This is a genomic window from Clostridium sp. UBA4548, from assembly GCF_002387895.1.
Lineage (GTDB): Bacteria > Bacillota > Clostridia > Clostridiales > Clostridiaceae > Clostridium_J.
On the sequence record NZ_DGLI01000048.1, the window covers coordinates 166,512 to 178,786 of the forward strand.

At 32.3% G+C, this 12,275-nt stretch carries 10 protein-coding genes and 1 pseudogene; all 11 read left to right on the forward strand.

Annotated elements, in window-relative coordinates:
• The first annotated feature begins 269 nt into the window (after window positions 1–269).
• Complete coding sequence (locus tag B3040_RS18325; protein ID WP_291576490.1) at window positions 270–1,196, forward strand: terminase gpP N-terminus-related DNA-binding protein; 927 nt, start codon at window positions 270–272, stop codon at window positions 1,194–1,196.
• Between the two features lie 99 nt (window positions 1,197–1,295).
• Window positions 1,296–2,765, forward strand: a pseudogene (locus B3040_RS18330) (OB-fold nucleic acid binding domain-containing protein); the annotation flags it as partial.
• Between the two features lie 309 nt (window positions 2,766–3,074).
• Window positions 3,075–4,034 (forward strand): 6-phosphofructokinase, encoded by a 960-nt coding sequence (gene pfkA / locus B3040_RS18335; RefSeq protein ID WP_291576492.1) that lies wholly within the window; start codon window positions 3,075–3,077, stop codon window positions 4,032–4,034.
• A gap of 92 nt (window positions 4,035–4,126) precedes the next feature.
• A complete protein-coding gene (gene pyk / locus B3040_RS18340; RefSeq protein WP_291576494.1) occupies window positions 4,127–5,887 on the forward strand; it encodes a pyruvate kinase in 1,761 nt (586 codons plus the stop codon).
• Window positions 5,888–6,163: 276 nt separating this feature from the next.
• Window positions 6,164–6,526, forward strand: coding sequence for a DUF1540 domain-containing protein (locus B3040_RS18345; RefSeq protein ID WP_017414112.1), 363 nt, complete (start codon window positions 6,164–6,166; stop codon window positions 6,524–6,526).
• Between the two features lie 433 nt (window positions 6,527–6,959).
• Window positions 6,960–8,342, forward strand: coding sequence for a 23S rRNA (uracil(1939)-C(5))-methyltransferase RlmD (gene rlmD / locus B3040_RS18350; protein ID WP_291576497.1), 1,383 nt, complete (start codon window positions 6,960–6,962; stop codon window positions 8,340–8,342).
• A 351-nt stretch (window positions 8,343–8,693) separates the two neighbouring features.
• The gene (locus B3040_RS18355) at window positions 8,694–9,392 is read left to right on the forward strand and encodes an FTR1 family protein (protein WP_291576500.1); all 699 of its coding nucleotides are present in this window, start codon (window positions 8,694–8,696) and stop codon (window positions 9,390–9,392) included.
• A 205-nt stretch (window positions 9,393–9,597) separates the two neighbouring features.
• Window positions 9,598–10,344 carry a DUF2087 domain-containing protein gene (locus B3040_RS18360; RefSeq protein WP_291576502.1) on the forward strand — a complete coding sequence of 249 codons (747 nt, stop codon included), beginning with the start codon at window positions 9,598–9,600 and terminating at the stop codon, window positions 10,342–10,344.
• Between the two features lie 38 nt (window positions 10,345–10,382).
• Window positions 10,383–10,733, forward strand: a complete 351-nt coding sequence (locus B3040_RS18365) for a GIY-YIG nuclease family protein (protein ID WP_291576504.1) — start codon at window positions 10,383–10,385, stop codon at window positions 10,731–10,733.
• A 118-nt stretch (window positions 10,734–10,851) separates the two neighbouring features.
• Window positions 10,852–11,751 carry an aminoglycoside phosphotransferase family protein gene (locus B3040_RS18370; RefSeq protein ID WP_291576507.1) on the forward strand — a complete coding sequence of 300 codons (900 nt, stop codon included), beginning with the start codon at window positions 10,852–10,854 and terminating at the stop codon, window positions 11,749–11,751.
• Between the two features lie 157 nt (window positions 11,752–11,908).
• Window positions 11,909–12,103 carry a YwbE family protein gene (locus B3040_RS18375; RefSeq protein WP_291576509.1) on the forward strand — a complete coding sequence of 65 codons (195 nt, stop codon included), beginning with the start codon at window positions 11,909–11,911 and terminating at the stop codon, window positions 12,101–12,103.
• Window positions 12,104–12,275: the final 172 nt, after the last annotated feature.

Genomic DNA, 12,275 nt, shown 5'->3' on the forward strand with positions numbered 1-12,275 from the left:
TAGGGATTGCTTGTGAGTTTAGAAGGATGCTAAGGCAACAGTGTAAGGCTAGGGTAGATGGAACGTTTGAACTTGAGAAGATAATGTTAATGATGACTAATATCAGAGGTATCTAATAGAGAGGAAATGCTCTATGAGTCTCAAGGGCAGCAGCTCGTAGTAATGATGAAGTAAGGTAACTCTTATGGAGTGAAGGGGCATAGTTAATCAGAACAAAAGTTTGCATATAATCTCTCATTAAGGATATATTAAAATTGGGAGGTTATGTTATGAAACCTTATAGTTGTGAAGTTAAAAATAAAGCATATGATTTATATAACCAGGGATTATCGGCAATAGCAATTAGCAAGATAATTGGAGCAAATGAGGCTACCATAAGAACTTGGTTAAGAAGAGAACAAATAGATATAAGAGATGGTGGATATTATAATAAAAAATATCCTGATGAAATTATTAATCAAATAAAAAAGATGTATGAATCGGGAATTAATACACCTAATATAGATAAAATATTAGATCTAAGAAGAGGTGCAGCTTCAGAGTTGTTAAGAAGTATTAGATATACTTTGAAACATAGAGGACCTAAATCCATGATTGAATATGAGGATTATTTTGATGTCATTGACACCGAGGCAAAGGCTTATTTTCTAGGTTGGATAATGGCTGATGGAAATATAAGTGTTTATAATAAGCAATATAGTTTAAAAATCCATATTGCTTTAAAAGATAAAGAAATTATCAATAAATTTCTTAAAGCTATTAATTCAACTAATAAAACAAAAGTAAAAGAGGGGGCACATAGTTCTTATTATGTAAGTTTAACATCAATACACATGTGCAAAATGCTAATAAGTCATGGAGTTTTACCACAAAAAAGTGGTAAAGAGATTTATCCAGGGGGGATACCAGAGCATCTTAATAAACATTTTATTAGAGGTGTTTTTGATGGGGATGGTATTACTGATATAGTGGGAAAGCGTAGTGGATTTGTGGGTAGTAAGAATATGTTAACTAGTATTTTACAAAAATTAAATAAGAGTGAAATCAAAATAATTCAAAATAAAAAGAGCAATAATATTTATTACTTTTTAGGTGGGAAAAAGTTCTCTAAATATCTATTTGAATTTCTTTATAAGGATTCTACAATATGGCTTGAAAGAAAAAAGGAAAGACTTCGTAAAATTTGTTCTGATTAATGGAACGCCGTGTGCGGTGAAAGTCGCATGCACGGTGTGAAGTGGGGGAAAAACATTACTGACCGTTAAGACGAAGATGATGTTTACCTATCACTATAACAAGTTATGCAAATCGTAAGAGATTTAGCAGGATACTCCTTAGGACGTTCGGACTTAGTTAGACGTGCAATGTCTAAGAAGAAACATAAGGTTATGGAAGAAGAAAGACGTAACTTTATATATGGAATAGTTGATGAAACTGGAAATGTAGAAGTTCCAGGCTGTTTGAGAAATGGTATAAGCGAAGAGGCTGCAAATAAGATATTTGACCAGATGATGGACTTTGCCTCATATGCTTTTAACAAGAGCCATGCTGCAGCCTACGCAGTTGTAGGCTATCAAACAGCGTATTTAATGTGTTATTATCCAGCAGAGTACATTGCAGCAATGCTTAATAGCATTATGGGTAGTAATGAAAAAGTTGCCTATTATATAAGATTTGCTGAGCAGTTAGGAATTCAAGTTCTGCCTCCAGATATTAATGAAAGTAACTCAGGCTTTACAGTAAAGGGAAATACCATTAGATTTGGACTTTCTGCAATAAAAAATGTAGGAGTGCCAGTTATTCATTCTATTGTAAGAGATAGAGTGAAGAAAGGTAAATTTAAAAACTTCAATGACTTTTGCAATAAAATTGATACCTCTGCAGTTAATAAGAGAGCTGTTGAGAGTTTAATAAAAGCTGGAGCCTTTGATTCTTTAGGAGTTTATCGTTCAAAACTCATGGCAGTGTTCGAAAAGCTTTTAGATGGTGTAGCCAATGAAAGAAAGAGAAATATTGCAGGTCAAATCAACTTATTTGGAGATTTAACTGAAGAAGAAACTAGTATTCAAATACAATATCCTAATATTGAAGAGTTTAATAAAAAATACCTTTTAGCCATGGAAAAGGAAATGACAGGAATATATCTTTCAGGTCATCCCTTAGACGATTATGAAAAATCCCTAAAAGTCCTTACAAGTCATAAGGTTTCAGATATTATTGTAAGTGATGTGTTAGAAGAGGGAGTAACGGTTGGAGAAGAGATTTCTAATATAAAGGATGGAACTAAGGTAATTTTAGGAGGATTAATTTCTTCCGTTACAAGAAAAATTACTAAAAACAATTCTATGATGGCATTCCTAACTCTAGAGGATTTATTTGGAACCATTGAAGTTATTGTGTTCCCTAAAACCTATGATAATTATAGGAATTTAATTAATGAAGATGAAATGGTTATAATAAATGGAAGGGTTAGTGTGAGAGAAGAGGAGCAAACAAAAGTACTCTGTGAAGAAATATCACCACTTATCAATGTGAGCAATGAGAAGATTTTTATTTTAATTAAGGATAAATCAATGCTTAATCCATCCATGAAGGAGATAAAAATAACCTTTAAGGATAACTTGGGAGCAACCCCAGTATACCTTTGCACTGCTAATGATAGAAAGAGGTATTTACTAGATAGGCAGGCCTGGCTAAAAAATGATTTTGACACTATCTCCATGTTGAAAGATATGTTTGGAGATAGTAATGTAAAAATAATGTAAGAAGCATCTTCAAGGTTTCTATTGCCTTGGAGGTGCTTTTTTCTGTAATAAAAATCTGAATTTATCACTAACCTAAAGATAAAAAATCAAATTATTTATAGAAGTTGAATTATTATCAGTGGATAAGGAAATTCTATAAATAGCTATGAAAACTATGGAAACAGTTACATTTAGATAATAAAAAAAAGTGGAAACCATTACATGAAAATTTATGTTAAAATGGGTTTAATTTTTAGATAAATACGTTGATATTATTATAGGTAAATATTAGAATTAATATATAGTATGAATTTTAAAGGGGGCATAATAATGAAGACTATAGCAGTTTTAACAAGTGGAGGAGATTCTCCAGCAATGAATGCAGCAATTAGAGCAGTAGTAAGAATAGGGAATGATAGAGGACTTAGGGTTCTTGGGGTACATAGAGGATATAATGGCCTTATCAATGGGGAAGTAGAAGAAATGGGCAGAAGCTCTGTTTCGGATATTATCCATAGAGGAGGAACCATTCTTAGAACTGCTCGTAGTGAAGAATTTAAGACCCCTCAAGGAAGAGAAAAAGCATTAAATGTAATAAAAGTTTTAAAAATAGATGGAGTAGTAGTTATAGGTGGAGATGGTTCCTTCAGAGGAGCCCAGCTTCTATCAGAACTTGGAGTACCAACAGTTGGAATACCAGGAACCATAGATAATGATCTTGCTTATACTGATTATACTGTAGGCTTTGATACTGCTCTTAATACGGCTTTAGATGCTATAAATAAGATTAGAGACACTTCAAGCTCCCATGAAAGAGTTAGTGTTATAGAGGTAATGGGAAGAAATTGCGGGGATTTAGCGCTATTTGCAGGAATTGCAGGAGGAGCTGAAAATGTAATTGTTCCTGAAAAAGAGTTCAGCTTTGAAGATATATGTAGAAGTATTTTTCAAGGAAAGAGCAGAGGAAAATTACACAATATAATAATTTTAGCTGAGGGCGTAGGCGGTGCTCATAAACTAGTTAAAAAAATTGAAGAGGTTACAGGGATTGAAAGTAGGGCTACGGTGCTTGGGTATATACAAAGAGGAGGAATACCAAGTGCTTTTGATAGAATTCTTGCCTCTCGATTAGGAGCAAAAGCAGTAGAAGTACTACTAGAAGGAAAATCTTCAAGAGTAGTTGGCACCAAAAATGGCGAAATCATAGATATGGATATTACAGAAGCTCTAGCTATAGAAAAACATTTTAATCAAGAATTATATGACATATCCATAGCCTTATCTAACTAAAATTAAAGTGATTTAAATTGAACTTAGATTTGAATTCTTATAATTAAGCTTATAATTTATCACAAGTATAATAGATACCTAGGAGGAAATTTATGAAAAAGACTAAAATAATATGTACAATAGGACCTACCACTGATGACAAGGAAATTGTTAAAAAACTTATAAAATTAGGTATGAATGCGGCAAGGCTTAACTTTTCTCATGGGTCCCATGAAGAACATAAGAAAAGAATAGATATGGTAAAGGAAGTAAGAAAAGAATTAGACAGGCATACAGCAATAATTTTAGACACAAAAGGACCAGAAATAAGAACAGGGAATTTTGAAGGTGGAACTGTAGAACTTAAAGAAGGAACTATATTCACAGTGTTTTCAGGGGAGGAAATATTAGGAGATGAAACTAAGTGTTCTGTTACCTATAATAAACTTCATGAAGATGTGGAGCCTAAGGACACAATTCTTATAAATGATGGATTAGTAGCACTTGAAGTTCAGAGCATTGAAGGAAATAAGATTCACACTATGGTAAAAAATACAGGTGTAATTGGAAACCATAAGGGAGTTAATGTTCCTGGAGTTGCAATAAATCTACCATCTCTTACAGATAAAGATATTGCAGATTTAAAATTTGGTATAGAAAATGAAGTTGATATAGTAGCAGCATCCTTTATTAGAAAAGCATCGGATGTACTTGACATAAGAAAAGTTCTAAGCAGAAATGGTGGAAAAGACATACAGATTTTTTCTAAAATAGAAAACAGACAGGGTGTAAATAATATAGATGAAATAATAAAATACTCAGATGGAATAATGGTAGCAAGAGGAGATTTGGGGGTTGAAATACCACCAGAAGAAGTGCCAGTAGTTCAGAAAATTATCATTGAAAAATGTAATGAAGCTGGTAAACCAGTAATTACAGCAACTCAAATGTTAGATTCAATGATAAGAAATCCAAGACCTACAAGGGCAGAGGCATCTGATGTAGCCAATGCTATTTTTGATGGTACAGATGCTATAATGCTAAGTGGTGAAACTGCTAATGGTAAGTATCCAGTAGAAGTAGTTAATACTATGGCACAAATTGCTATAACTGCTGAGCATCATATAAACTATGAAGCAAACTTAAAGAAAAAAAGAAAGTCCCATATACCAAACGTTCCAAATGCAATAAGCCTTGCAACTTGTAACACCGCAATGGATCTTAAAGCTTCAGCTATAATTACAGCAACTCAAAGCGGTCATACTGCAAGACAGGTATCTAAATATAGACCTGAATGTAATATAATAGCATGTACTCCATATGAAAAGGTTGCAAGAAGTCTTGCTTTAAATTGGGGAGTATATCCAATCCTAACACCAAAAACAGAAACTACTGATGAGTTAATTCAAAACTCAGCTGAGATTGCATTATCAGCAGGGTATGTTAAAAAAGGTGACTTAGTAGTAATCGCTGCAGGTATCCCAATGAACTATGTGGGAAGTACCAACATGATGAAAGTTCATATCATTGGAGATATACTACTTCAAGGTAAGGGAACTAATGATGTATCTGCCTGTGGAACTGCATTACATGTAAAAGATGCAAAAGATGCATTAAACAAACTAGAAGATGGAGAAATTATAGTTGTAAGAAGACTTGGAAGAGAATTTATGGAAGTTCTTGATAAAGTTACAGGGATAATTGTTGAAGAGGATGAAATGAGTTCTAGTGTAGTAATTGAATGTGCTGCGAAAGATATTCCAATAATCTATAATGCAACAGGAGCTTCAACTATAATTAAGTCTGGATGCTTTATAACCATGGATCCAAAACGAGGAATTGTTTATAGTGGAAGGGCTAATTTAAGCTATTAGTTATGATATTAGTTCTAAAAATATGAATTAAAAAATAATTTTGTATAATTTTGGTAAAACTATTGAGTTATTCATAATATTTATGTATAATATTGGAACAAGTGGCTAAAAATTTAAAAGATAACATATGGCAACTGATTTTATTATTGGCACCCTCTAGCGGGTGTCTTTTTTTGCACATTACTTGGTACATTTTAGTATTTAGTTATAGTACTTGTATAAAAACTTTAGAAACTCCATACACTAACCTTAAAAGTATGAAAGGAAGTGTTATTTATGACTAATGGAGCATTAACCTGTAGTGCACAATCTTGTGTACATAATATGACTGGACTATGTTCTGCTAATGTAATTCATGTTCATGGTGCTGGAGCACATTCAAGTGAGTATACAAACTGTGGAACCTTTGCAGAAAAAGGATTAAAAAATACTGTGACTCACATGTTAAACATGAATATACCAGGAGAAGTAAGACAGTTATTCAACAGTACAGAAATACAAATGAGCCCTAAAATCAAATGTGATGCAATAAAATGCAGATACAATGATAATAGGGATTGTCATGCTAACTTTGTTCAAATCCAAGGACCAGGAGCAATGACAAGCGCAAATACTGAGTGCGAAACCTTTATAGAGTAGTTGGCATAATATCTATTTAGTAATTTTATAGAACAATATAATTTATAGCATACTGCAAGAAATTGCAGTATGCGTTTTTATTGTACATAAGCTTTAACAACATTTTGGAAGCTTCAAGTCTGCCATCTTCTAAAGTGGCAGTTGCTCAGCCGATATAAGTTGCTTTGGTGGCAGCCTAAATCTGCTTCCAAAGTTGTTAACAAAATGAACTTGTTCATTATTTAATGAAATTCTTAAAGTCACAATGATGAGTTTATTTAGGTTAATGCTTAATGGGAAGAATCTTAATTCATGGAGTATATAAGAATATATAGTGTTTATGGAGTTTCAGCTTATTTATAAATTTTCTCCATAGGATAGTGGTTAAGTTATAGCTTATTTGGTAAAATACTAAGGTATGACAATGAAGCAATGTATTTTAAAAGGAGAAATTATGAATAAGGAAATGAATAATCTAGTTAATATAGAAAAAAATAAAGATTACATAGTAACAATAGAAAATTATGGACACGAAGGTGAAGGCGTAGCAAAGATTCAAGGCTTCACTGTATTTATTGCTGGGGTACTGAAAGGTGAAGTTGTTAAAGTAAAAATAATTAAAGTAAACAAAAACTATGGGGTTGGAAAACTTTTGGAAGTAATTGAGGCTTCAGAAAAAAGAGTTGAGCCAGTATGCGGTACCTATAAAAGATGTGGAGGATGTAATCTTCAACATTATTCCTATGAGGAGCAGTTAAACTTTAAAACAGAAAGAGTTAAGAATGTAATAAGTAGAATTGGTAAACTAGAAGATGTAATTATCCATAACACCTTAGGTATGGGGACCCCCTATAATTATAGAAATAAGGTGCAACTTCCAGTAGGAGCTACAGGAGAAGAAATTTTAGTTGGGTTCTATGCTCCAAGATCTCATGACATTATTAATATGGATAAATGCTACATTCAAGATGAAGTTGGAGATCAGGTTATTGCACTTACAAAACAATGGATGAAAAAGTTTAAAATATCCCCATATGATGAAAAATCTCATAGTGGAATAGTAAGACATATAATGGTGAGAAAAGGCTTTAAAACTGGAGAAATAATGGTGGTATTAGTAACTCGCAGTGAAGAACTTCCTCATAAGCAGGAATTTATAGATTTAATAAAAGAAAATATTACTAGAGTAGTTTCTATAATTCAAAACATAAATAAGGAAAAAACTAATGTAATTTTAGGACTTAAATCTCTAACTTTATGGGGACAGGACCACATAAGTGATTACATAGGAGAGTTTAAGTTTAATATATCACCACTTTCCTTCTTTCAAGTTAACCCAGTTCAAACAGAGGTATTGTATGGCAAAGCACTAGAATATGCAGGATTAACTGGAGAGGAAATGGTATTCGATGCTTACTGTGGAACTGGAACCATATCATTATTCTTATCTAAAAAAGCTAAGAAGGTATATGGGGTGGAAATAATTCCAGAGGCTATAGAAAATGCTAAGGAAAATGCAAGAGCTAATGGAGTTACAAATGCTGAATTCATAGTGGGAAAATCTGAAGAGGAAATTCCAAGATTAATTGCCCAAGGAATAAAAGCAGATGTGGTAGTGGTAGACCCTCCAAGAAAAGGCTGTGAAGAATCCTTATTAAAGGCTTTAGCAGAAATAAAGCCAAGAAGAATAGTTTATGTATCCTGTGATCCAGCAACTTTAGCTAGAGATTTAGGAGTGCTAGATGGTCTAGGATATAAGACACTACAGATTCAGCCTGTGGATATGTTTCCACAGACGGCACATGTGGAGTGTGTGGCATTAATAGAGAAAAAATAGACTGATATTAATGTTTCCATGGTTTTAAGTGAATATTCAAGTGTATTTCCCTCAGACTAAGCGGTTTGAGGGAATTTTGATTTTGGGCAATCTTTTATACAGACCTAAGGATATTTATGTTAAGATTTGAGTTTTGCAGGTTTGCTTAAATGAAAGTTGCTAAAGCATTAATTGTAATGGTAATTATCTAATTCATTAAAAATAATGGAGAATTTGGTGAGTTCAAGTGGGGGGGACTAATCCAAAAGAATCACATCTATATTGGCCAAGCATATAATATAATAAACAATAATAATCAAATAATAACAATCAAATAATAATTCACATTCAATAAAAGTGAGGTGACAAGGTATGTTTGCACCAGTTTTAATTTGCTTTAGGGAAGGTATAGAAATATTCTTAGTTATAATTCCCCTTGTGGTTTATTTTAATAAAAATAAACTATATAATATGACGAAAAGTGTGTTTATAGGAGGGACCTTGGGTGCATTCTTTGCAGCTGTAATTGCCAGTATAATATTCTCACAGGTTGCTTTATTAAATGGTCCTGCAGGAGAGTTATTTGACGGTTTGCTTGGAATTGTACTAGCTGCATTGGTATTGTACAGTGTGGTGCTTTTAAGAAAAAGTAAGACTTTTAACACCAATCCTGACGAAAAATTTATATCTTTAAGTCGCAAAGGAGTATCTATCATCGCAGGAATTACGCTTTTTAGAGAGATGCTTGAAGCTACGTTATTCATTTTAACAAGCTCTAGCACTTCACCTATCATAGTAGCAGGTATGTCTATATTAGGTTTGATCACTGCAGCGTTATTTGTATATTTAGTATCGAAAGGAATATCTAATTTTAATATAGGAGTTGTATTTTATATTCTCAATTTATTTCTAGTTGGACTTGGCGCATACTATTTTGGTGATGGACTAGAGGTTTTGTTTAGTAGTTATATCCCTGGAATTTTCACAATCGGTATACTTGTATATGCTATACCTAGCTATATAATTATAGTGAAAAAAGATTTAAAAAAGCTTATGAATCGTATCAAGTAGAAATGTATCAGTTGTGTAAAATGAATATAAATCTATCATATTACTGGACAAGCAGTTTTCCACACTGCTTGTCTTTTCTTATCCTAGTCCATTACTTTTTTTCAATTATATAATAACACTATTAATAAATTGATGGTGTTGACAAAAATTATAAACAAATATAATATATGTTTATATTAAACACAAACAAAAAGGAGAAATGAATATGGAGTTTGATAACCTTTCAGTAGAAGAACTCAAGAAGGGGTTTAGATTTGATATAGGTGATAATTCCTATATTTGCAATACTTGTGGAGAGGTATTTGAAGTAGGGGAAATTTTTTCTTTTAAAGGTAGATTTTTTGAAGCAACTCGCGCCGTTAAAATACATGTTGATATGGAACATGGAGATAATCTAAGGAATTTGATTTATACAGAGTCAAAATACAATACTCTTACAAGTAATCAGAAAGAATTATTAACTTTAATGTGTTCGGGAGTATCAGATAAAGAAATTGCAAAACAGATGGGAAACTCTCCTTCAACAGTAAGACATCAAAGGTTTATGTTTCGGGAAAAGGCAAAACAGGCAAAGTTATATTTAGCAATCTATGAAAAAGTAATGGAAAAAGGGTCATGGACTGATGAGGCAATCGTACCTGTTCATAGTAATGCAACTATGGTTGATCATCGTTATGTTATTACTGAAAAAGAAAAACAAGAAATATTGAAAACTTCATTTGAAAGTTTATCCCCTCTAAGGTTGAAAATATTTCCTAAAAAAGAAAAGAAAAAAGTTGTTGTTTTGACAAAAATATCTAAGCAATTGGAGACTGGAAAACGCTATACTGAAAAACAGTTAAATGAAATATTAAATGAGATTTATGATGATTATGTAGTGATTAGACGGTACTTGGTTGATTATGGATATGTAGAAAGAACTAAGGATTGTAAAGAATATTGGTTGAAATAAAAAATATATTAAATGTTGAAGGAAAAGAGGTATCATTTATGGATAGGAAAAAAGAACTTAAGGAAATGTACAAAAATATGAAGACAGATATGGGATTATTTATTATTAAATCTAACTTCAATGATATGTACTATATAGAAGGAACACAAGACTTGAAAGGTACCATAAACAGTACAAAATTTAAATTAGACTTCGGTAATCATCCTAATAAGGAACTCCAACAACAGTGGAAGGACCAGGGTGAATCAGGCTTTACAATTGAGATATTGGATAAGCTTGAATATGATAAAGATGAATCAAAAGTTGATTATACTGAGGAACTAAATATATTAACGATGATATGGGAAGAAAAGCTATCTAAAAAAGGCATGGAATTTTACGGAAAATAAGATAAACATGAGTTGTTTTCATTGAGGTTAGTTCAGTATCGTTATTTTGATTAAAGTATAATATTATTGCTGTTGAAAAAACAATTACATAATAAAGCAAATTTGAAGTGGGGTTATAATGGTGAATCATTTATTTAACTTTGAGATTAAGGATTGGGAAACCTGGGGAAAAGTGTACTGTTCGAAAAAGGAGTTTACACCTCTGATAAAAAAGATATTTTATAATGAGGGTTTGAATTTCAAGCCACTTGAGAATTGTAAGCCAGGTGCCAATGGTGTTTTTAGAGTAGGAAAATATATTGCAAAGGTATTTGTTCCATTAGAATCTGGTTATAACAGTTTAACTGACTATAAAGCTGAAGTTTTTGCCCTGGAAAGAGCAAATGAAATTGGTGTTTCTGTGCCAAATTTAGTTGCAAAAGGTCATATACAGGATAAATATCTTTTCCGATATCTTATTATGGATTTTGTAGAAGGGGATACCTTAGGTGATATCAAAAGCACCCTGAGTAGTGCAGAAAAAATTCATATTGGTAAGAATCTTCGTAGTATTGTACAGAGGTGGGCAACAAGGTGTGATAATTTCAATGGAATTAATGTTATGGAGCGAACCATGAACAGTAGGTGGTGGCAGGATGCACCTGAAGAAATAAAGGAAAAGCAGAAAAAATACCTGGAGAACTTGAAAGTTGAGCCATTGGTATATGTACATGGGGATTTGACTGAAGATAATCTGATTATTGGTAGTAATGGAAAAATTACAGTTATTGATTTTGCAGATTCCTTATGTGCTCCAGCAATCTATGAGGATATGACAGTGATTTGTGATGCTTTTAGTTTTGACAAGGATTTTTTAGAAGGATATTATGGGAATAGTAGTTCCGAAGAAATATTAGAAACTTGTATAAATTCTATACTATGTCATGAATATGGTTATCATGTTGTTAAAAATGTTTTTGGTCCAGTGAATAGCTTTAATGAACTAAAGGATAAAATAAGAGGAAAATTAGCAATTTAAAATCAATACATTTACTCTGTTACTACGCCTGTGAGGTCACCACATAATATGAAAGTTAGCAGGAATTTTATTAGAATGGAAAAATGATATGAGGTTATGTTTATTTTATTAATATAGAGAAAGTTACTTTAATGTTAAGAAAGCAGGGAATGAGATAATGACAGGAACGAAGAGGGAAAATATAAAGCCAGGTACAAGAGTGAGAGTTGTACAAAAACAAGACCAGCCCACAGGGAGATTAACGGAAGGTGTTGTTCTTAAAATTCTCACAAATTCACAGACTCACCCACATGGAATTAAGGTTATGCTTGAAGGTGGTATTGTAGGGAGAGTTAAGGATATTATAGATTAAAAAATCGCAGCCATATAAGTTATAATTTATTTAAAAGGGACACTTCTAATTTGTTGTTTTTACAATATTGAGAAGTGTCCTTTTGTGTTGTAAATATGATAATGGAATCATTTACTATGGATTCATTTTAGAGAGTGTCCAAATCTACAAATCTGTGATTTACCTATTCTCA

What these genes read in the sequence shown, in the direction of transcription:
- B3040_RS18365 (WP_291576504.1), top strand. Translation starts at nt 10,383, where the DNA reads ATGGATAGGAAAAAAGAACTTAAGGAAATGTACAAAAATATGAAGACA.
- B3040_RS18375 (WP_291576509.1), top strand. Translation starts at nt 11,909, where the DNA reads ATGACAGGAACGAAGAGGGAAAATATAAAGCCAGGTACAAGAGTGAGA.
- B3040_RS18370 (WP_291576507.1), top strand. Translation starts at nt 10,852, where the DNA reads ATGGTGAATCATTTATTTAACTTTGAGATTAAGGATTGGGAAACCTGG.
- pyk (WP_291576494.1), top strand. Translation starts at nt 4,127, where the DNA reads ATGAAAAAGACTAAAATAATATGTACAATAGGACCTACCACTGATGAC.
- B3040_RS18345 (WP_017414112.1), top strand. Translation starts at nt 6,164, where the DNA reads ATGACTAATGGAGCATTAACCTGTAGTGCACAATCTTGTGTACATAAT.
- pfkA (WP_291576492.1), top strand. Translation starts at nt 3,075, where the DNA reads ATGAAGACTATAGCAGTTTTAACAAGTGGAGGAGATTCTCCAGCAATG.
- B3040_RS18325 (WP_291576490.1), top strand. Translation starts at nt 270, where the DNA reads ATGAAACCTTATAGTTGTGAAGTTAAAAATAAAGCATATGATTTATAT.
- rlmD (WP_291576497.1), top strand. Translation starts at nt 6,960, where the DNA reads ATGAATAAGGAAATGAATAATCTAGTTAATATAGAAAAAAATAAAGAT.
- B3040_RS18360 (WP_291576502.1), top strand. Translation starts at nt 9,598, where the DNA reads ATGGAGTTTGATAACCTTTCAGTAGAAGAACTCAAGAAGGGGTTTAGA.
- B3040_RS18355 (WP_291576500.1), top strand. Translation starts at nt 8,694, where the DNA reads ATGTTTGCACCAGTTTTAATTTGCTTTAGGGAAGGTATAGAAATATTC.